Source organism: Marinobacter sp. 3-2, assembly GCF_003751355.1.
In the GTDB taxonomy this organism is placed as follows: domain Bacteria; phylum Pseudomonadota; class Gammaproteobacteria; order Pseudomonadales; family Oleiphilaceae; genus Marinobacter; species Marinobacter adhaerens.
This window is the reverse complement of the sequence record NZ_RJUQ01000018.1, coordinates 175,038-194,700: the sequence shown is the minus strand read 5'-3', so window position 1 is coordinate 194,700 and position 19,663 is coordinate 175,038. Positions and strand designations below refer to the sequence as shown.

Sequence of the window (19,663 nt, the reverse complement as noted above, 5' to 3'; positions counted from 1 at the left end):
GAAGTTTCTAGTTTTCGCCATCGTCTTCACCTGATTCATTATGTGAGTGATCATACACTCAAAATCAGGTGGCCAGATTTACTATGCCACTACACTCCCAGCGCTCAGCGACAAATTTACGAGTCTCACAAAATTCGCGGCACTCTTGAAGGTAGGTATCCTTATTTTTGAGCATTAATGCGACCCTGTTGATTACTGTACTGGACTTACCCGCGCTGAGATATGCCCGATGGTCACTATGATGTATCCAAATCTATAAATTTACCTCGGGTGTGCAGGGCTCAGAGTATTTGTACAGATTATCGTATTTGTCAGAATCGAAAACTTCCATGGGAGTCGCGCCTTTACCGGAAAGCTGTTCTCTATGCTTGATGAAGTGATCAAATGACCGAGCCCAACCACTTTCAGCGTGTTCCGGTGTCGATCCATAGATAACCAGATGTCTCAAGGAAAAATGAAAGTCGTATTCATGGGAAATCGGGTTTTTCTCCCAGTTGACAGGGGCCTCTCCATCACCCCAGTGATCATCCTTTTCCCATTGCGTGTACTTGGTTTTCACTGCCTTTACGTAGGCTGAAACTTGATCCGAGTTCGGTATATTCCGATAAAATTTGGAAATTCGTACTACTCTCCATTGGTAGTCAGTGTCTGGGGCGACACTTACGGAATACAGCTGGTCTTCATCCTCAATCCAACCTTTGAAAGTCTCAAAGCGACAAATTGTCGGGCGCTTTTCCAGAAATTCAATGAAGTTACGATCAAACCGATGTTTGACTAGATTTTGTCGGAGCTTTTCAAGATTCGAGCTTTGTGCGTTCGGAAAGATAGTCTGCCAGAATGCCAGGGCCTCGTCCCACTGGGTCTGGCTTGCCTCAGTTGGCTTTAAAGGCATCCAATCCAAGTCTTTTATCTTGGAAACCTCATCTTCAATACATATGGAATCTATGCATAGCGGAGGATTAGGTGCGCTGTGGCCTACACCTGTGGACAAAAAAAACAGGCTTGCTGCAAGGCCGCAATTTCTCATCACCCTTCTCATTTTCTCTCCTTGATGTGATGTTTGTTACGCAACGATCCTTCACTCTGAAAGGGGCAATAGAACAGTGGAATGGCTACAAGCTCTCACCCTCAGGGCCAGTCAAAAGGGAGCCCACGCTACCTTCCCGTTGCGCTCACCAACTTCATTCCACGTGGGCATCATCAAAACTTTTGGTTGGCTTTTAGGTCGATAGAGCCCTGCTTGTCTCCCAAACCCTTGTTTGAGTTGTCAGAGGCTAGTCGCTATCCCAGATAAGTTCTTATGCCTAAACACTGCAAATAACGGCACGACGCGCTTAGTTACACCCAAACTGGTTGCAGGTGGTGCTGAAGCTATTGCCGTCGCTGTCTGTGCCAGTCCGGTACTGGGTATTTCCAATGTTTTGAATTGTCTGGTTCCAGGAACCGCCATCGGCAGAGCGGCCTTGTTGAAAGGTGGTATTACCGATCGTTGTCGAGTTCGACGACCAGCTTGATCCCGTGCGGCCGTTGTTCCCCGTCATGTAGGTTTGGTTGCCGAACTTTTGGACGGTGTAGCTATTACCTTGGTTGTCGGTGCAGGTTTTGAAGGAGCCAGAGCTGGTACAGATTGCGCTTGCGGTTGAGCTTAGTAGAAGCAGGAGTAACCCTGCGGTGCAGATCAGTCCTTTCATGCGAAGATCCCTCTTTCTTTTGCAGTCCACCAAATGACCAAAAGAGTGTAGGCATGGTTGCCAGTTCGCTCAAGAACGATCTTTCGAATTTTTGTCTATGTAGCCGCGCAAGCGTCTGCTTTTGAATCCAAAGGTAGTTAGCCCCGTAATAATTAATTGGCTTGTAAAAGGTTGTTAAATGGCGTTTTTTTGATCTAATTGGGCAAGCGTTGTGCAGCTAGTTAGGGGGAGAAGTGGTAGTTTCCTATTCGAATCGCGGCCGCCAGTTGGCTGGATTATTTTCTGGAAACGAACAAAAGGATCTCTCAGTGAACAAGAATCATGGAAAGTTTGTGTGCGCGGTAGTTTTGGCTTCCGTTGCTCTCTCTGGTTGCGCAACTTCTGGCGGGAGCCAGAACGGGTTTTCGACTGCCGCAGAAGGCGTGAAAGATGGAATTGGCGCCGTTGCGGAAGGCGTTGGCAATGCAGTAGGTGGACTGTTCCAACCGTACACAAATGGGGTGCAAGTATCCGATCAAGATCTCGAAAGCTTGCGGTCGGGTATGACAACGGCTGAGGTTGAACAAATTCTGGGGTTCCCTCCCGAAATCAATGAGAGTAATGGCCAGGAAATCTGGTCCTACCCGTATACCGAAATCCGTCATTTCGGTGGAAATACGAACGAAACAACTATTGTTCGCTTCGATGCCGACGGCGAATTAATCAAGGCATACAAAACCAATTCTCGAAATAGCCCCACTGGTAATCCTCTTGTTGATGCTGCTAACGGCGTCAACTGAGCCCTCAATTTCCCCCCAGGTTCCTGATAGCAGGTGTATCAGGGCAGAGTAATATCAAAAAATAAGGATATTGAATGACGTTCAATAAAGCGTTTGTACCATGTATTGCAGTAGCGCTTTTAAGCACAGGTTGTGGTGGTGGAGGCGGTGAGGATAAGCCGCAGACAGTTCGTCTTAGCGATACTAAGGAACTATCCATTGCTGAGAACAGCGCTGACAGCTTTTCCGCTACTAACGCCATCAATAAGATCGAACCGGTTGAGCCGTCTGACAGCTTAAATCTCTCGTTCGATGGGACCGAGGTCACTATCACAGCGAGCAATCTGGATAAGCCCGTGCTTGGGGTGTATGACCTGTACATGTCCAAGGGTAAAGACACGCTGATCCAGCGCTACGAAATCATGGGCATCAACACCTCTGCTCAAGCGCTCGAATCGCAGGCTTTCGCTATTCAGCAAAATGCTGAGGAAATTCTGGCACTGTCGGAAGACAAAAAGATTTATGAGTATCTCGTTGACCTTGGTTATCTGCGTGAAGATCTGACTCCGGCTCGGCGGGATGAACTGATTGATGACTTCGATGCAACTGCCCAATCGACATACGAATCGGCCGAATCGAGTTTTCAGCAGCTCTCTCAGGCTTATGACGACTACCAGGCGGGAACCATTGGTGAGAGCGCTCTACAAAGCTATCTCAACACTGCGGTTTCTGAACTGGCTAGTCACGACGACTACGGCTACGGAATGATTCGTAATTTGGACGCCACATCGAGTGCTGTGATGTCGACTCTGCCGAATTCCGGACTTGAGTATGTTGAGTCGCAGGCTCGTTTCAGCCGGTACTTCGATGAATCAATGCTGACCACCGATTCAGAAACAGGCCAAGTGTCTTACGTTTCCGGATTCGAAATTCTCGCGCCCCTGACAGGTCTTTAAGGAGTGGCTATGACACTGAAAACAACACTGGCAGCTGCGCTGATTCTCAGCGCGCCCTGTCTGGCCATTGCTAATGAGCCTGCACCGATCAAATCCCTGTCGGAGGAATCCATCAGCGAGAAGGTCATCATCGTCTACAAGGTTATCGGAGCCGAGGAAGGGACCTCTCAGGATGAATCTCCGAAATATCGTTGGAAGCGCCTTATTGTTTCCAGTGATGAAGTGGATGAGGCCATTGAGCGTTTGGAAAACGATGCCACCGTAGGTGATATTGAGATCGCTCAGAAGGTTCATAACATCAAGCCGGTCAAAGAGATCCCGGCTCCTTCTACTGTCCGTGGAAGCTCTACGGATAGCCAGGTCTACAATGACCCGAAGCTGTTTGACCAAGAGATTTGGCAGGACAGAGAGCAAGGCTTTACTGGTCGTCTGAACATCAGTCAGGCCCAGACCGTCTATGACCGAAGTCAGCGTATGCGCATTGGCTTTGTCGATGGCGGCTTCGTGGAAACTGGCGACATAACCTTCTCTGAAGGTGCTAACCTGGTCCTTTTTGAGCGCGGCCCTGAGTTTCGGGAAAACGTTCTGGACCCGACCTGTGAGCATCGTCACGGTAACCATGGCGCACACATAACTGCTGCAACCACGAACAATGGCAAAGGCATGGCCGGCATTGTTGATGCTGATATTGTCGCAGCCCGCGCCCTCTCTTGCGCTGGCGCAGGATTTACTAGCGATATCTCTGATTCCATCCTGTGGCTGGCAGGCGAGCCTGTTGACGGCGTGGCAACTCTTAGTGAGCCAGTCGATGTAATCAACTTGTCCCTTGGTGCTCAAACTCAGTGCCCGGACTACATGCAGGATGCGATCAACATTGCTCGATCCAAGCGCATACTGATTGTTGGTGCTGCTGGCAACGATAACATTGATGCTTCCAATACCTATCCTTCAAACTGTGAAGGCGTGGTGTCAGTTGGATCAAATAGGTTTGATGGCCAGAAGTCTGGGTTTTCAAACTTCGGTGAGGTTGTCGACATCTACGCCACGGGCAGCAGGGTGTTTTCAACCAACGATGTTGAGGACTATGTCCTTGTTTCTGGTACATCCTTCTCAGCCCCGATCGTGTCTGGACATGCCGCACTGATCAAGGCCGAAGAACCTGAGGCGGATGAGCGTCGAATTATTCGCCTTCTTACCGGGACCAAAAACGATGAGCTTACCGGTGCTGCCGCTGAGATTCTCGATAAGGGTATTATTGATAGTCTCGAACTGGCCAAGGCCGTATCGGGAGAGACCTATGTTGCCCGGCCTCTGAGTCACGCCCTTCTCAATGAGAATCGTACAAACACCGACGCCTACACGCAGGCTGCAGCAGGTCTTGATGTATGTAATTTATATGAGGTTGACACCCAAAAGTTGGATGGTTTGAGCCTTCGTGAGGGAGAGTTCTTTAAAGTCTTTGAAGTGCCTAAGGCTCAGGATTTCACGCTTGCGAATGGGATTGAGGTTTCAAAAAGTCAGGGATCAAGAGTGCTTCTGAAAGGAATCGACCCAAGCCAGAACGATTATGGCTTGTCAGTTTGCAATTCAGACAACTCAACCTGCCATTCAGAGATTCCTTTGAACCTCAACGCTTCAAAAGCGATGACTGGGGTATATTGCTCTTAACCCAATATTTTTTAAACAAAGCTGTATCCCTTCAACCGTCATTAACTATGTGGCGGTTGAAGGGCACCGCAAGACTTCGAGTGGGAGTTCCCAGCTGACGAAGTCAATGCGGCTAACGATCAACTGGAGTCTCTGGCTTTCTACAATTCCTGCGCAATCCAAGCTCTCCTATCTTTCTGACACATCCTTCAATCAAGAAGTCAGGTTTTCTCTTCCTGTTGAGATCCCAGCATCAGAGTTCCACACTCGTAATCAAGGAATCGGAAGTTCTCACCGACGGTATTTGTTGTCCAAAGCAGTCGGAAGAATCATTGAAGAGTTGGGGCAATTTTGGGGCAAAAGGGTGCGTGTTTGTCCGTGTTTTACCGTGTTTTGAGGTTTGGCCTATTTTTGTCTGAGTTGCTCAAAGGCCTGTCCCACAAGGCTTTTAGGGCTGCTTTGCAAATAATAACCGCATCATTGGGGTGTGCTTGGAAAGATCGGTCTGAGCTGCTGACATGAACGGGTCCGGTAGCCTTGCTTTGGATGAAGGCGTGAATTGTAAGAAAATAACCGCCGTGATGAAACGAAGGAGGTCATTATGCTGGCCAGCGATCAGGAATTGGAAGAGGCAGGCAACCGCCTTGGTGAACGACTGCTGACAACCGGCCGTACAGTTGCGACGGCGGAGAGTTGCACCGGCGGCTGGGTTGCGAAGGTACTGACCGATCGTGCCGGTTCTTCGGCCTACGTGCTGGGTGGCCTGGTCACGTACAGCAATGAGGCCAAGCAGGGGCTTCTGGGCGTAACCCGGAAATCGCTGGATGAACACGGTGCGGTCAGCGAACCGGTGGTGCGGGAAATGGTTGCCGGTGCCCTGGTGGCGACAGATGCTGACGTTGCCGTGGCTATCAGTGGTGTTGCCGGGCCCGGCGGTGGCAGCGATGACAAGCCTGTGGGCACCGTCTGGTTTGCCTGGGGTAGCAGCCCGGCCTCCACCGTGGCCGTGGTAAAACACTTTGAGGGTGATCGTGATCAGGTCCGCAGGCAGGCCGTTCTCTTTGCCCTTCAAGGGGTTAACAATTTTGTGGACGAAGTCTGACGGCTTTCACATCCGGAGGGGTTGGTCTCCTCTGCGGGTTATGTTTTAATACTGTTCAAATATACAGGGAATGGGCTGTTCGAGCTGTACAGATTCCCGATTCACTATTTCGCTGCCAGCCTTTTCCTGAGGGTGGCGGCCCAGGCGACAGAGGGTTTGCACTGATGGAAGACAACCGCAAGAAAGCATTGAGCGCAGCACTTGGGCAGATTGAGCGCCAGTTCGGCAAGGGCGCCGTGATGAAAATGGGCGATCAGCCCCGCGAAGCCATTCCTGCGGTCTCCACCGGTTCCCTTGGCCTGGACGTTGCCCTGGGTATTGGCGGTCTTCCATATGGTCGAATTTGCGAAATCTACGGTCCGGAAAGTTCCGGTAAGACGACGCTCACCCTCCAGGTAATTGCCGAAGCACAAAAAGCCGGCAAAACCTGCGCATTCGTGGATGCCGAGCACGCGCTCGATCCGGTTTACGCCGAAAAGCTGGGCGTCAATGTGGACGACCTTCTGGTGTCCCAGCCGGATACCGGTGAGCAGGCCCTGGAAATTGCCGACATGCTGGTTCGTTCCAATGCGGTAGACGTAATCATCGTGGACTCCGTGGCGGCCCTGACCCCGAAAGCGGAAATCGAGGGTGAAATGGGCGACAGCCACGTGGGTCTGCAGGCGCGACTGATGTCCCAGGCGCTTCGCAAGCTGACCGGTAATGTCAAACACGCTAACTGCCTGATGATTTTCATCAACCAGATCCGTATGAAAATCGGGGTTATGTTTGGCTCGCCCGAAACCACCACCGGTGGTAACGCGCTGAAATTCTACTCCTCCGTTCGCCTTGATATCCGCCGCATTGGTGCCGTGAAAGATGGTGACGAAGTGGTCGGTAACGAGACCCGCGTGAAAGTAGTCAAGAACAAAGTATCGCCGCCGTTCAAGCAGGCCGAGTTCCAGATTATGTACGGTAAGGGCATTTACCACATGGCGGAAGTGCTGGATATGGGCGTCAAGGAAGGCTTTGTCGACAAGTCCGGAGCCTGGTACGCCTACAATGGCGACAAGATCGGTCAGGGCAAGGCCAACGCCTGCAAGTTCCTGGAAGAAAACATGGACATTGCCAACGAGATCGAAGCCAAGGTTCGGGACAAGTTGATGCCCAAGCCTGAACCCAAGAAAGACGCAAAAGAAGAGCCCGCAGAAGCCAACGGCGAGCTGCTCTAAACGTTACCAGGCGAAGACGATAGGGGCGGTAGGCGAAAATTAAGGCCTGTCGCGCCCTTGCTACCTTCGCTTTTCTTTTCAGGTATTAACTTTTCTTCCAACTCCCGCCGAAAGTGACCCGGTTCAGCGCCAATATCGACCTCTAGCCGCTCCAGGTAATCTGCCCCGCCTGCCTGCTGCAACTGGCTTTTGATCCAGCTCCTGTATCTTAGTCGACGATAGAGTGCCTTTAGTTTTTTTCCGTTGAGATAACGCATCGACTTCTCCTCCTTTCGCGGTTCACCTTGTAATCCATGGTAAGCAGAAGTCTTTGCAAGGTATCGGTTCAGATCGTTTAAAAGTCCTAGTAACAGATCGACTATTTTTGCCTCTGTGCTGCTCAAATAATGAGCATCTGTGCTTGCTGCGTCTTCCTCCGGTTTGAGCTGGCCTAAGAATGAATCCATACTCTCCAGGTGCCCAAATTCTTTGCTCTTCAGCTACAAATCAGGGTCTGTATGGAAGCAAGAAAGAGATTATTGATAGTCGCTCATGCACCTTCCCCAAATACTCTCAAGCTTCGGGAGGCGGCCGAGCAGGGGGCGCACCATGAAGACATCGAAAGCGTAGAGGTAAAGGTGCTGGCGCCCCTGGACGCCGGTCCCGATGACGTTCTGGCCTGCGACGCCATTATTCTGGGCACCACTGAGAATCTCGGGTATATGAGTGGTGCTTTAAAAGACTTCTTCGATCGCAGCTATTATCCCTGCCTCGAGAAAACCCAGGGGCTGCCTTTTGCCTATTACATTCGCGCCGGCCATGACGGCACGGGCACCAAGCGGGCAATAGAAAGCATTACCACCGGGCTGCGCTGGAAGCTGGTCCAGGAGCCTTTGATCTGCCGGGGTGAATACCGGGAAGAGTTTGAAGATCAGTGTCGGGAGCTGGGGATGTATGTTGCGGCCAGCCTTGACGCCGGGCTGGTTTGATTCCGAAGGCCTGGCTCAGCTGGCAAACCGGTTGTAGAAGCCTTCAATCCGCGACAGGGCATTGTCGACAGTTCGTGAATAGCCCTTCTTGTCCAGGCAATAGCTGAACTGGACACTGACGCGATAGCCGGTCTGGAAGGGCTGGCATTCCACCACCCGTGCACAAACCCGCGATTCGCTGATGTACTTGCCGTCAAAATCCATGAACAGACGGGCGCCCGGCTCTACTGGTCGGGGGCATAGCACTGCCATTCCGTACCGGTTGAGGTCCAGGCAGGTAACCGGCGTGGGCTGTTTGCCACGACCAAGGAAGCTACGCTCCCGGAGCTGGACCTTCAGGCAGGAGGCGGGGTAACGATCCTTGATTCTGCGCTCTGCGGAATCATTGGTCATACGCTGGCGTCCGTTGCGTGCATTGTTTTTATGGTTGGGACATGAAGTGTAGTTCCGGAAAGGCTGGCTGAAAAATGAGCGGCGGCGGAATTGTGAACTGCCTAACAAAATCCCGCGCACTGTGCGCGACTCCAGAAATCTTCGTGCTGAACGCGACAGAGCCGACCGCAGAATCTACAATGACCGGCCAATGTGTTAACCGTTACAGGACCAAACCTTGAAGTCACTGCCTCTGCACCAGCTTTACAAAGCCTGTGTTCTGAAAGATCTGCCGTTCAAAACCACCAAGCAACTGGAGCCCCTGGCTGAAATCGTTGGCCAGAACCGTGCCCAGGAGGCTGTGCGTTTTGCTCTGGCAATGCCCCATGGCGGTTACAACGTCTATGCCGTTGGCCGTAATGGCCTGGGTAAGCGCACCATGATGCTGCGTTACCTCGAGCATCATGTGGATACGGATCAGCAGAGCCATGACTGGTGCTACGTGGCCAACTTCGAGGAGCCGCGCATTCCGAAGCTGTTGCAGCTCCCGGCCGGGAAGGGTACCCAGCTCAAACAGGATATGGAAAAGCTGATGAGTCGCCTGGTCAAGGTTATTCCCCAGACCTTTGACAGCGACAGCTTTCTTGAGCGCTCGGAACAGTTGAAAAACGAATACGGCAAAAAGCAGGAAGACGAGCTGGAGAAGGTGGCGGCCCAGGCCAAGCGCAAAAAAGTCAGCCTCACTGTGACAACCCCGGGCGGTTATCGGTTGGTGGCCATGAATGGCGACGAACCCCACACTGCGGAATCTTTCCAGGCTCTGACCGATGAGCAGCGCGACAAGTTCGAAGATGCCATCAACAAGCTTGAGAAAAAGCTCCGGCAGGCGCTTCGCAAACTGGCGGACTGGGAGCAGGAATACGCTGATAAACAGCAAGCCCTGAACCAGGAGACCCTCGAGAGTATCTCAGGCCATCAGATTGATGAGCTGATCGAGAAATACAAGGATCTGCCGGACGTGGTCGCCTTCTTTGAAGCGGTTCGGGCGGACCTGGTTGAAAATCTGGAGATTTTCCTCGATGACAACGAGGAGCAGGCAGCGATTGCGTATGCGTCCCTCGACAAGAAGATGCCCCGCCGTTACCTCGTCAATGTTCTGGTGCATCAGAAAACCAACGAAGTGCCGATGGTTGTGGAGGACAACCCCACCTACCACAACCTGTTCGGTTACGTTGAGAACGTCACCTACAAGGGCACCGTGTTCACGGATTTCTCCCTGATTCGCCCGGGCAGCCTGCACAGGGCCAACGGCGGCTATCTGTTGATGGACGCCATCAAGGTTCTGGAGCAACCGTTCGTATGGGATGGCCTCAAGCGTGCGCTGCGTTCGAAGTCCATACAGATAAATTCACTGGAACGGGAACTGACGCTGTCCGGAACCATCTCAATTGAACCGGAATCGGTGCCCCTGGACGTCAAGATTGTTCTGTTCGGCGACCGTGAAACCTGGATGTTGCTGCAGGAATACGATTCCGAATTCGCCGAGCTGTTTCGAGTCACCGCGGATTTCGAGAACGAAATGTACCGTTCCGATGACAGTCAGCTGTTATATGCCAAGTTCATCGCCAGCCTGGTGAGCGAGAAGAAGCTACTGCACTGTTCGAACAAGGCGGTTGCCCGGGTGATTGAACACAGTGCCCGTATGGCCGAGCATCAGGATCGACTGTCCCTGCATGCAGCCGATATTGCCAACCTGCTGCGGGAATCCGATTTCTGGGCCCGTCAGGCCGGTGCCAAGCTGATCCAGGACCTGCACGTTGAGCGAGCGCTGGAAAGCGCGAAATACCGCAGCAGCCGGATACGGGATCAGTTCTATGATTCCATCCGTGATGGCACAACGCTCGTAACTACAAGTGGCACGTGTGTTGGCCAGGTTAATGCACTCTCGGTGCTGTCCACGGGTGGATTTGAGTTCGGTCTTTCCAACCGTGTCACCGCTACCTGCTATTATGGAGATGGCGCGGTCATGGATATTGAGCGAGATGTAAAGCTTGGTGGCAATCTGCACTCCAAGGGCGTGATGATCCTGAGCTCCTGGCTAGCCTCCCATTTTGCGGTCAACGATCCGATGCACCTGTCGGCCAGTCTGACCTTCGAGCAGAACTACGGTGAAGTGGACGGAGACAGTGCTTCTCTGGCAGAGCTGTGCGCGCTGATTTCGTCCCTTTCCGGTATACCGGTTCGGCAGGATCTTGCGATTACGGGGTCGGTCAACCAGTTTGGTGAGGTTCAGCCCATTGGCGGTGTCAACGAAAAAGTGGAAGGCTTTTTTACCACCTGCCAGCTCAAGGGTGGGCTTTCAGGCAGCCAGGGTGTCATTGTGCCATCCACCAATGTGCAGAACCTGATGCTTGACAGCGAAGTGGTGCAGGCAGTGCGCGGGGGGCAGTTTGCGGTTTACGCGGTCGCCCGTGTTGAAGAGGCCATCACGCTGCTGCTTGGAAAGCCTGCGGGCAAGGCCGATGACAAAGGCAGGTACCCGAAGCAGAGCGTTTTTGGCATTATCCAGCAACGGCTAGAAAAAATGCGGGAACACGAGCGCCAGGAACATGCCCGTGACGACCATAAAGACCCGTCAATTCACTGACCGGCGATCATAAGAAAACGGACAGGAGAGAACACACCCATGACTGATATCCAGCAAACCGTGTACGTTGTTGAGGACGATGAAGCAGTCCGCGATTCCCTGGAGCTGCTGCTGAAATCCGACGGCAAGCCGGTAAAGACCTATGAGAGTGCAACCGCTTTCCTGAAGGACTATTCCGACAAGATGGCAGGCTGCATTGTGCTGGATATTCGCATGCCGGGCATGGACGGTATGGAGCTCCAGAAAAAGCTCAATGAAAAACACTCCATATTGCCGATTATCTTTGTGACGGGTCACGGTGACGTCCCCATGGCCGTCGACGCCATGAAAGAGGGCGCTGTGGACTTCATCCAGAAGCCCTACCGTGAGGAGGCACTGCTGGAGAAAATTGAGGCAGCCCTCAAACAGGACCTTGAGCAGCGCAAGTCTCTGGACGAGAAGCAGGAGATCATTCGCCGCATCAAGAGCCTGACCCCCCGGGAACACGAGATCATGGACCGTATGATTGCCGGTCAGGCCAACAAGGTGATTGCCATTGAGTTGGAAATCAGCCAGCGCACGGTCGAGATCCACCGTTCCCGCGTTATGCACAAGATGGGAACCCATTCCCTGGCACATCTCGTTCGTATGGTCCTGTCCGTAAAGGACCTTATCGACGCAGGGTGATCCCGGCGGCATCATACGGTTACTTTTCTAACCGGCCCGACATTTATGACTGAAGCTGTCAGCGAGAACTCGGAGGTGACGGTTCTGCTTGTGGATGACAATCCGCAGAACCTCAAAGTCCTCTATGAGACCCTGAAGGATAAAGGTTACCGGCTACTCATTGCCAACGAGGGCGAAAAGGCCCTCGACCTTGCCCACCGCCATCAGCCCGAAGTGATTCTCCTCGATATCATGATGCCGGAGATGGACGGCTATGAAGTCTGCGAGCGCCTCAAGGCCGCCCCGCAGACGGCCGACTGTGCCGTCGTCTTTCTGTCTGCGCTGGACGACCTGCAAGCAAAGGTGAAGGGCTTTTCACTCGGCGGTGCCGACTACATCTCCAAGCCGTTCCAGTCCCAGGAAGTGATCGCTCGCGTGAAAACTCACGCCAGCGTTATTCGTCTTGAAAGAGAGTTGCAGGCCCGCAACCGGGAGCTGCAAAGTGACCAGGCCCGGATTCTGAACTCCATCAGCGAAGGCATCTACGGCCTCGATGAGAACGGCATTATTGAATTTGCCAATCCGGCGGCGGCATCAATTGTTGGCTGCCCGGTGGAAGAGCTGATTGGTCGTGATTTCTTCGAAACCCACTTCGCGACTGCCGGTGACAATCTGGACGGACTGCCGGTGAAGGCGACCTGTCAGCAGGGTGTGGCCGAGAACCAGCGGGATATCCGAATGCTAAGGGCCGACGGAACCGGCTTTCCGGCGGAGTACCGCTCAACCCCGAAACTGGACTCTGACGAGCTCCACGGTGCCGTTGTTGTATTCCGGGATATCACCGCCGAACTGGACAATGAAAAGGCGCTGGAGGATGCCCGGCAACTGGTTCAGGAACAGCGCGATCAGCTTGCCCATACCTCGCGCCTGACCACCATGGGTGAAATGGCCGCCGGCGTTGCCCATGAGGTGAACCAGCCGCTGACCGCCATCACCAATTATGCCCGGGTCGCCAAGCGGATGATGGCAAAGGAAAGCCCTGATATGGGGCTGCTCCAGGAGACCCTCGACAAGATCGAGGCACAGTCCCACCGCGCCAGTGAAATCATCCGACGCATTCGTCGATTCATGAAAAAACCGGCGACGGGCAAGGAAGTACTGTCAGTGCCCGCGTTGCTGGAAGATACCCGGCAGTTTGCCGAGGTGGATATGCGTAATAACAAGGGCGCCATTGAGCTGTCCGTGCCTGAGGACATGCCTGAGGTTCTGGCCGATCCGGTTCAGGTACAGCAGGTCGCCCTGAACCTGATTCGCAACGCTCTGGAAGCGACCAGCAGTATTGATTCCAGCGCGCCGGTAGAGGTGAGTGCCAGTGTGCAGGGTGGCACCTGTGTTCGAATCCAGGTGCGGGATCATGGCATCGGCCTCTCGGAAGATGCCGAAGAGAAACTGTTCCTGCCGTTCTTCACGACCAAGGATGAAGGGATGGGGATCGGTCTTTCAACCTGCCGTTCCCTCATACAGGCGCAGGGTGGCGACATCGGTTTCGAGCGGCCGGAAGGCGGTGGTGCCTGTTTCTATTTCACGTTGCCCGTTGCCGGCGCCCAGGGTTCCCCCTGCGCACCGGATGGCAAGCCTGCCTAAAACCAGTCGACGCGCCCGGTCAGATGGGGCGCATCGCCTTTGGCATTCAGCACCTGGTAGTCCCACCCCGTTTCTCCGGTTTTCCAGTTCAGCTGGGCTGTACCAGGCAGAAACAGCGGTTTCTTGAACTGGCAGCTGATGCTGAGGGCACTGGCTTGCCAGCCTTCCTGTTGTTCCAGTAGCGCCAGTGCGTGGGCTTTGGTCCACATACCGTGGGCGATTGCCCGTGGAAAGCCGAACGCTTTGGCGCTCAGGGCATGCATGTGGATCGGGTTGCTGTCGCCGGATACCCGGGCGTATTGCCGGCCAATCGATTCGGGCGCCTTGAAATTTTCGGTGTTTGGATAACGTTCCAGCTCTGGCGGTGTTTTTTTGCCGGACGACTTGCTCTCGCCATCCGGTTGTCGGAACAACGTCGTGCTCGCTTCTTCCCAGACCAGTTTGCCAGCCGAGCGAGCCTCGGTGATGAGATCAAACTCCACGCCCCGGTCACTTTTTACGGTATTCCCCAGTCGTACAGATAAATCCAGGTTCTCCCCGGTGCCGATCGGCCGGTGCTGGGTAATGGTGTTTCGCAGGTGCACCAGGCCCAGCAGCGGCAGGGGAAAGGCCTTCTCGGTGAGCAGTTTCAGGTGCAGTGGAAAAGCCAGCACATGGGGCCAGGTAACGGGCAGATGACTACCTGCCGCGAAGCCACAGACCTGCTGGTAGCGCTTGAGGTTCTTGCCGGCAGTACTGACGCCAAGCAGGCTGGCAGACAACTCCGGGATGCTGACGTCACCGCCGGTTTGCTTTTGTTTCGGCAGCAGTGTTCTGCCATACATGGGCAATAAAGCTGGTGGTGTCGTGTGGTAAACGAGGGTCTCTGGCATGGATATTCTCCTTTATAGCCTCGACCGGAAATGCCGGCGCTGCCTGAGTAAAAGCGTAGTAGCAGAGGATATGCTTTTTTTTACATTTTGGTACAACTCGGCGTTCGTGGCCTGATATGCTCTAATATAAGACGATTGTCTAACAGGGTGCCTTTTCTGGGCCCTCTGGATCTGACAAACCTCTGGAGTGTGGCAAACCCTGCCAGATCAGGCATTGACCTGGCGAGCCCCGGCGACTGTCCGGCCGGCCAAAGTAGAAGTCAACAAATAAGAAAACGGGATCTTATGCAGGAACTTCGTGACGCGGGAGTGATGTTGCGCCTGATTTATGAGGCGATGAAAAAGAAGGGAATCGATACCAATGCGATTTTCAGCCGTCTGGGTGTGGATGAAAATTACGTTTATACCGAACAGCTTCGAACTCCCCACAGTGCGCAGATGTACTTCTGGCAGGCTGTTGAGGATGTTTCCGGCGATCCGGATGTTGGCCTGCATCTGGGACAGTTGCTGCCAGCGTATAAGGGGCAGGTGCTGGAATACCTCTTTCTGAGCAGCCCAACCTTCGGCGAGGGCCTGCGTCGGGCCCAGAACTATCAGCGTCTGCTGAGTGATGCTGCTAACACCGATTTCTTCATTGAGGGCGACGATGCCTGCATGGTTCTGGATGCAGCGTCTGATGATGTACGTCGTTTACGGCATTTCAATGAATGTTTCGTGCTGGGATTGATTACCTTTTTCCGCTCCATCACCGATGGCAACTTTTACCCGTCACGCATCGAGTTCGAGCATGAGCGTGCCGAGGGCCAGGATCATGTTCGCGAGGTGCTGGGGTGCGACGTCACCTTCGGTGCGCCGGAAAACCGGCTGTATTTCCCGGCCAAGCTGCTTTCCCATGCCTCGCCGCATGCCGAGCCGGAGCTGCTGGATCTGCACGAGCGGTTTGCCAGCGAACAGGTTGCCCGGTTGGAGAAGAAAGACATCGTTGGTCAGGCGGAGCGGATTGTCGCAGAGCTCCTCGATAGTGGAGAGGTCACCCTCGATGCCGTGGCCGAGCGGCTCGGCATCAAGCCGAGGACCCTGCGTACCCGGTTGACAGAGGCCGAGACCAGTTTCAATCAGGTACTCGCGGATTTTCGCTATCGCCTGGCCCGTCAGTTGCTGGCAACCACCGATGAATCCATTGATGAGATTGTCTACCTGACCGGCTTTTCTGAGCCCAGCACTTTTTATCGCGCATTCAAACGCTGGTCCGGAATGACACCTATCGAATACCGCAAAACCGCCCAGGGCAAGGACGCCATGGTCGATGCCATGTAACAGAACGCTTTTTCTGAAAATATTTTAGGAAAAGCGTTGACATAACAGGGCGCCTCTTTATAATGCGCCCTCGTTGTCACAGAGCAATCACACCCTTGATTGCCAAGCCTTTTCGAGGCGAGCTGTGATGACCCGCACGGAGCGGTAGTTCAGTTGGTTAGAATACCGGCCTGTCACGCCGGGGGTCGCGGGTTCGAGTCCCGTCCGCTCCGCCATTTTTTCCCCTCGTTTTACCTTTCACGTTATCCGACACTTCTCCAGTTGCATTACATTCAACGCCAAGCTTCATTGTCATCGTTCTGTCATTGAGAACTTCTAGGCTATTTCTGAAAATTCAGGAATCAGGAAGGCTGTGATGCGGGATTACGAAGAAGAGTTGATTGAAAACCAGTTCGAAGAATATGAAGACGATGATGGCTGGGACGACGCCATGGAGTTATAGGCAAGGGATGAAACCATCACCGATGTCATCCATGCCTGATCTGCTTTCGGTGCTCCCCGGGGCTTAGATTGAACCAGCGTCGGTAGGCTTTGTGGAAGGCCGCAGGATTGGCAAAACCCAGAAGCCAGGCAATCTCCGCCAGTGATGTCTCTGTCTCCCGAATATAATCCCGCGCTAACTGTTTTCGCGTTTCATCCACCAGTTCCCTGAATCCGGTTCCCTCGGCGGCCAGTTGTCTCTGGAGCGTCCATGGCGCAATCCCCAGTTTAACTGCAATGGTTTCCAGGCTGGGTGTCTCGCCCCGAAACAGGGGTGTGAGAAGGTTTTTTACGCGGTCGCCTGTGGTCCACCCCCGTCGTATCTGCTGCAGTTCCCGTTCGCAGAGATCCGAAAGCTTTTCATGCATGGCGGGCTGAGCCTGCTGGCTGGCGCTTTCCCAAATGTCCTGACGAACGGTAAGGCTGTTGCTCGAAGCTCCAAACTGCACGGGGCAGCGGAACCAGCTCTCGAACAAATCATCCTGGCCGATTGATCGGTATTCGATAGTGACCTTCTCCAGAACGTCATAACGGCCCGTAACGGTCCTGAGAAACTGGGTCCACGCGGCAAGAACAGAATCCACCACGAAGTAGTTGAAGCCGTTATAGGGACGAATCGAGTAGAACTTTGCTTGCCGGGTTTCCGGTTGGACCGTTGGAACGCCACGGCTATTGCGGCTGGTTAGCAGAGCGTATCGAATCAGCGTGGCGAGTGCTGCGCCAGCGGTGCCGGCGGTTTCTCCGGCCAGCCCTGCAATACCCGCGTCGACAGGGCGTGATAGCGCACCCATCCTCAGCCCGAGAGCCGGGTTGCCGGTCTCGTTGATCGCGGCATGCCCCAGACGCATAAACCGCGGGATGCTGATGCGCGCTTCCGGTGATGTCAGGGTCTGATGGTCAAGCTGGAAACGGGATGCCAGTTCTGCGCTGCTGGCGCCTTCGGCTTCGGCGGCCCGCAAAAGAGCCGACACATAGAGAACACTGATGTCCCCGAGTGAGTTTCGGTTTTTTGACGGGCTGGAGAGGTGGGCGTTCATTGAAGCCTTTGTCTGACATGTTATGCAAAGATAATAAAATGTTATCCCTGGATATTGTCGATGGCAAGATGCGCGGGTAGTTTAAGGCTCAACAATGAACGGAGCCCTGTCATTTACAGGCGTTCCGCCCGAGATCACGATGAGGAGAGCAAACATGACCGCGAGCACGACGCCAGGCGTTGCCAAGTACCCGAACCTGCTTGAGCCACTGGACCTTGGTTTTACCAAACTGCGTAACCGCACCCTGATGGGCTCCATGCACACCGGCCTGGAAGAGGCCAAAAATGGCTTCGAACGCCTTGCGGCATTCTATGCAGAGCGTGCCAGAGGCGGTGCCGGCCTGATCGTGACTGGCGGTATTGCTCCGAATGTGGAGGGGGGCGTTTTCCAGCACGCCGCCAAGATGACCACCGAAGAGGAAGTCGAGAAGCACAGGGTCATTACCGATGCGGTGCATGGAGCTGATGGCAAGATCTGCATGCAGATCCTCCACGCTGGCCGCTACGCCTATTCTCCGGAGCTGGTGGCACCCTCGGCCATTCAGGCGCCAATCAATCCGTTCAAGCCCCGGGAGCTGGATGAAGACGGCATCGAGAAGCAGATCCAGGACTATGCGGAGTGCGCCGCACTGGCACAAAGCGCCGGTTATGACGGCGTTGAAGTGATGGGGTCAGAGGGTTACTTCATTAACCAGTTCATTGTGTCTCACACTAACCATCGGACTGACCGTTGGGGTGGCAGTTACGAAAACCGCATTCGTCTGCCCATCGAAATCGTTCGCCGGGTTCGTGAACGAGTGGGCGAGAACTTTATCCTGATCTACCGCCTGTCCATGCTGGATCTGATTGAAGACGGCAGTACCTGGGAAGAGGTGGTGCATCTGGCCAAGGAAATCGAGAAGGCGGGTGCAACCATCATCAATACGGGTATTGGCTGGCATGAGGCCCGCGTACCTACCATTGCCACCTCAGTTCCCCGGGGCGCATTTACCAAGGTGACCGCGCGCTTGAAAGGTGAAGTGAGCATTCCTCTGATCACCACCAACCGGATTAACATGCCGGACGTGGCCGAGAAGATTCTGGCCGAGGGCGATGCCGATATGGTGTCCATGGCCCGGCCGTTCCTCGCAGACGCCGATCTGGTTCTGAAGGCGGCGGAAGATCGCGCGGAGGAGATCAACACTTGCATCGGCTGTAATCAGGCCTGCCTTGATCACACCTTCAGTGGCAAGCTGACGTCCTGCCTGGTCAATCCCCGCGCCTGTCATGAAACCGAGCTGACCTACGTGAAGACCGCGAAGCCCAAATCCATCGCGGTGGTTGGTGCCGGCCCGGCAGGACTGGCTTTTGCTTCCGTGGCGGCAGAGCGTGGCCATAAGGTGACACTGTTTGACGCCGGCAGTGAGATTGGTGGCCAGTTCAACGTTGCCAAGCTGATTCCGGGCAAGGAAGAGTTTTACGAGACGTTGCGTTACTTCCGGGTGATGCTCGACAAGCATCAGGTCGATGTACGCCTGAACACCCGGGTTAGCGCTGACGACCTGAAAGCCGGTGGCTTTGACGAAGTGATTCTGGCCACTGGCGTAAAGCCGCGTACGCCGGAAATCGAGGGTATCGATCATCCCAAAGTGATCGGTTATCTGGACGCGCTGCTGGAGCGCAAGCCGGTTGGCCAGAAAGTGGCCGTGATCGGCGCCGGCGGTATCGGTTTCGATGTCTCCGAGTTTATCGTCCACAAGGGCACGTCAGCTGCTTTGGATACCGATCACTTCATGCGTGAGTGGGGTGTGGATCTCAGTGTTGAGCATCGTGGTGGCATCCAGGGCGTTGAGCCCCAGGTACCGGAGCCGGCCCGGGAAGTCTATCTGCTTCAGCGCAAGGCCTCGAAAGTGGGCAAGAACCTGGGCAAGACCACCGGCTGGATTCACCGGACTTCCCTGAAAAACCGTCAGGTTCAGATGGTGCCCGGTGTGACCTATCGTAAAATCGATGATGAGGGGCTGCATATAACGGTCACGCCGAAAGGTGCAGAGCAGGGCGAAGATCGTGTGCTGCCCGTGGATACCATTATCGTCTGCGCGGGCCAGGAGCCGCTGCGCGAACTGCAAAGCGAGCTTGAGGCAGCGGGCCTGCCAGTTCACCTGATTGGTGGCTCGGATGTGGCGGCTGAACTCGATGCCAAGCGAGCGATCAACCAGGGCAGTCGCCTGGCAGCAGAGCTTTAAGCGCAAACGCGATCACAAATCGTTGCACTTTTTCCCTGTGCAGAAACGATTGTCTGGCTAGACTAATAGCTTTGAGTCTGTCAGCTTGCGTC

17 protein-coding genes and 1 tRNA gene are annotated in these 19,663 nt (G+C 54.1%); 12 read left to right on the top strand and 6 right to left on the bottom strand.

Going from position 1 to position 19,663, the window contains the following annotated elements:
* Nucleotides 1–253 precede the first annotated feature (253 nt).
* Together EDB94_RS18775 and EDB94_RS18770 are read right to left on the bottom strand one after the other, a co-directional pair.
* Complete coding sequence (locus EDB94_RS18775; RefSeq protein ID WP_108019105.1) at nt 254–1,039, bottom strand: hypothetical protein; 786 nt, start codon at nt 1,037–1,039, stop codon at nt 254–256.
* Nucleotides 1,040–1,334: 295 nt separating this feature from the next.
* Nucleotides 1,335–1,691 carry a hypothetical protein gene (locus EDB94_RS18770; RefSeq protein ID WP_108019106.1) on the bottom strand — a complete coding sequence of 119 codons (357 nt, stop codon included), beginning with the start codon at nt 1,689–1,691 and terminating at the stop codon, nt 1,335–1,337.
* Between the two features lie 233 nt (nt 1,692–1,924).
* Here EDB94_RS18770 and EDB94_RS18765 point away from each other — a divergent pair, with 233 nt between their 5' ends.
* From EDB94_RS18765 to recA, 5 genes are all read left to right on the top strand, one after another.
* Complete coding sequence (locus EDB94_RS18765; RefSeq protein WP_146162221.1) at nt 1,925–2,470, top strand: outer membrane protein assembly factor BamE; 546 nt, start codon at nt 1,925–1,927, stop codon at nt 2,468–2,470.
* Between the two features lie 74 nt (nt 2,471–2,544).
* Nucleotides 2,545–3,405 carry a hypothetical protein gene (locus EDB94_RS18760; protein WP_108019108.1) on the top strand — a complete coding sequence of 287 codons (861 nt, stop codon included), beginning with the start codon at nt 2,545–2,547 and terminating at the stop codon, nt 3,403–3,405.
* Nucleotides 3,406–3,414: 9 nt separating this feature from the next.
* Nucleotides 3,415–5,073, top strand: a complete 1,659-nt coding sequence (locus tag EDB94_RS18755; protein ID WP_108019109.1) for a S8 family serine peptidase — start codon at nt 3,415–3,417, stop codon at nt 5,071–5,073.
* A gap of 580 nt (nt 5,074–5,653) precedes the next feature.
* Complete coding sequence (gene pncC / locus EDB94_RS18750; RefSeq protein WP_008170536.1) at nt 5,654–6,154, top strand: nicotinamide-nucleotide amidase; 501 nt, start codon at nt 5,654–5,656, stop codon at nt 6,152–6,154.
* 164 nt (nt 6,155–6,318) lie between these two features.
* Nucleotides 6,319–7,365 (top strand): recombinase RecA, encoded by a 1,047-nt coding sequence (recA, locus tag EDB94_RS18745; protein ID WP_008170534.1) that lies wholly within the window; start codon nt 6,319–6,321, stop codon nt 7,363–7,365.
* Here the strand turns inward: recA and EDB94_RS18740 are convergent.
* Complete coding sequence (locus EDB94_RS18740) at nt 7,362–7,811, bottom strand: hypothetical protein (protein ID WP_108019110.1); 450 nt, start codon at nt 7,809–7,811, stop codon at nt 7,362–7,364. The genes recA and EDB94_RS18740 overlap by 4 nt on opposite strands.
* Before the next feature lie 51 nt (nt 7,812–7,862).
* On the opposite strand from EDB94_RS18740, the gene EDB94_RS18735 reads away from it, so the two are divergent.
* The gene (locus EDB94_RS18735; RefSeq protein WP_014576525.1) at nt 7,863–8,333 is read left to right on the top strand and encodes a flavodoxin family protein; all 471 of its coding nucleotides are present in this window, start codon (nt 7,863–7,865) and stop codon (nt 8,331–8,333) included.
* 15 nt (nt 8,334–8,348) lie between these two features.
* On the opposite strand, the gene EDB94_RS18730 is transcribed toward EDB94_RS18735, so the two are convergent.
* Complete coding sequence (locus EDB94_RS18730) at nt 8,349–8,726, bottom strand: PilZ domain-containing protein (RefSeq protein ID WP_108019111.1); 378 nt, start codon at nt 8,724–8,726, stop codon at nt 8,349–8,351.
* Nucleotides 8,727–8,943: 217 nt separating this feature from the next.
* Between EDB94_RS18730 and EDB94_RS18725 the strand changes: the two genes are divergently transcribed.
* From EDB94_RS18725 to EDB94_RS18715, 3 genes are read left to right on the top strand one after another with little or no spacing between them, the layout of a single operon-like run.
* The gene (locus EDB94_RS18725; protein ID WP_092031537.1) at nt 8,944–11,352 is read left to right on the top strand and encodes an ATP-binding protein; all 2,409 of its coding nucleotides are present in this window, start codon (nt 8,944–8,946) and stop codon (nt 11,350–11,352) included.
* 39 nt (nt 11,353–11,391) lie between these two features.
* Entirely contained in the window at nt 11,392–12,018 is a 627-nt protein-coding gene (gene fixJ, locus EDB94_RS18720) for a response regulator FixJ (RefSeq protein ID WP_008170525.1), read from the top strand.
* 45 nt (nt 12,019–12,063) lie between these two features.
* Nucleotides 12,064–13,641, top strand: coding sequence for a response regulator (locus tag EDB94_RS18715; protein ID WP_108019112.1), 1,578 nt, complete (start codon nt 12,064–12,066; stop codon nt 13,639–13,641).
* Here EDB94_RS18715 and EDB94_RS18710 read toward each other — a convergent pair.
* A complete protein-coding gene (locus EDB94_RS18710; protein ID WP_108019113.1) occupies nt 13,638–14,513 on the bottom strand; it encodes a MaoC family dehydratase in 876 nt (291 codons plus the stop codon). The genes EDB94_RS18715 and EDB94_RS18710 overlap by 4 nt on opposite strands.
* 285 nt (nt 14,514–14,798) lie before the next feature.
* Between EDB94_RS18710 and EDB94_RS18705 the strand changes: the two genes are divergently transcribed.
* Together EDB94_RS18705 and EDB94_RS18700 are read left to right on the top strand one after the other, a co-directional pair.
* Entirely contained in the window at nt 14,799–15,830 is a 1,032-nt protein-coding gene (locus EDB94_RS18705) for an AraC family transcriptional regulator (protein ID WP_108019114.1), read from the top strand.
* Nucleotides 15,831–15,968: 138 nt separating this feature from the next.
* Nucleotides 15,969–16,045, top strand: a tRNA-Asp gene (locus EDB94_RS18700).
* A gap of 252 nt (nt 16,046–16,297) precedes the next feature.
* Here EDB94_RS18700 and EDB94_RS18695 read toward each other — a convergent pair.
* Nucleotides 16,298–17,347 carry an AraC family transcriptional regulator gene (locus tag EDB94_RS18695; RefSeq protein ID WP_008170518.1) on the bottom strand — a complete coding sequence of 350 codons (1,050 nt, stop codon included), beginning with the start codon at nt 17,345–17,347 and terminating at the stop codon, nt 16,298–16,300.
* A gap of 154 nt (nt 17,348–17,501) precedes the next feature.
* Between EDB94_RS18695 and EDB94_RS18690 the strand changes: the two genes are divergently transcribed.
* Nucleotides 17,502–19,571 (top strand): NADPH-dependent 2,4-dienoyl-CoA reductase, encoded by a 2,070-nt coding sequence (locus EDB94_RS18690; RefSeq protein ID WP_108019115.1) that lies wholly within the window; start codon nt 17,502–17,504, stop codon nt 19,569–19,571.
* Nucleotides 19,572–19,663: the final 92 nt, after the last annotated feature.

What these genes read in the sequence shown, in the direction of transcription:
- EDB94_RS18740 (WP_108019110.1), bottom strand. Translation starts at nt 7,811, where the DNA reads ATGGATTCATTCTTAGGCCAGCTCAAACCGGAGGAAGACGCAGCAAGC.
- pncC (WP_008170536.1), top strand. Translation starts at nt 5,654, where the DNA reads ATGCTGGCCAGCGATCAGGAATTGGAAGAGGCAGGCAACCGCCTTGGT.
- EDB94_RS18695 (WP_008170518.1), bottom strand. Translation starts at nt 17,347, where the DNA reads ATGAACGCCCACCTCTCCAGCCCGTCAAAAAACCGAAACTCACTCGGG.
- EDB94_RS18710 (WP_108019113.1), bottom strand. Translation starts at nt 14,513, where the DNA reads ATGCCAGAGACCCTCGTTTACCACACGACACCACCAGCTTTATTGCCC.
- fixJ (WP_008170525.1), top strand. Translation starts at nt 11,392, where the DNA reads ATGACTGATATCCAGCAAACCGTGTACGTTGTTGAGGACGATGAAGCA.
- EDB94_RS18690 (WP_108019115.1), top strand. Translation starts at nt 17,502, where the DNA reads ATGACCGCGAGCACGACGCCAGGCGTTGCCAAGTACCCGAACCTGCTT.
- EDB94_RS18715 (WP_108019112.1), top strand. Translation starts at nt 12,064, where the DNA reads ATGACTGAAGCTGTCAGCGAGAACTCGGAGGTGACGGTTCTGCTTGTG.
- EDB94_RS18730 (WP_108019111.1), bottom strand. Translation starts at nt 8,726, where the DNA reads ATGACCAATGATTCCGCAGAGCGCAGAATCAAGGATCGTTACCCCGCC.
- EDB94_RS18705 (WP_108019114.1), top strand. Translation starts at nt 14,799, where the DNA reads ATGCAGGAACTTCGTGACGCGGGAGTGATGTTGCGCCTGATTTATGAG.
- EDB94_RS18770 (WP_108019106.1), bottom strand. Translation starts at nt 1,691, where the DNA reads ATGAAAGGACTGATCTGCACCGCAGGGTTACTCCTGCTTCTACTAAGC.
- EDB94_RS18735 (WP_014576525.1), top strand. Translation starts at nt 7,863, where the DNA reads ATGGAAGCAAGAAAGAGATTATTGATAGTCGCTCATGCACCTTCCCCA.
- EDB94_RS18775 (WP_108019105.1), bottom strand. Translation starts at nt 1,039, where the DNA reads ATGAGAAGGGTGATGAGAAATTGCGGCCTTGCAGCAAGCCTGTTTTTT.
- EDB94_RS18755 (WP_108019109.1), top strand. Translation starts at nt 3,415, where the DNA reads ATGACACTGAAAACAACACTGGCAGCTGCGCTGATTCTCAGCGCGCCC.
- EDB94_RS18760 (WP_108019108.1), top strand. Translation starts at nt 2,545, where the DNA reads ATGACGTTCAATAAAGCGTTTGTACCATGTATTGCAGTAGCGCTTTTA.
- recA (WP_008170534.1), top strand. Translation starts at nt 6,319, where the DNA reads ATGGAAGACAACCGCAAGAAAGCATTGAGCGCAGCACTTGGGCAGATT.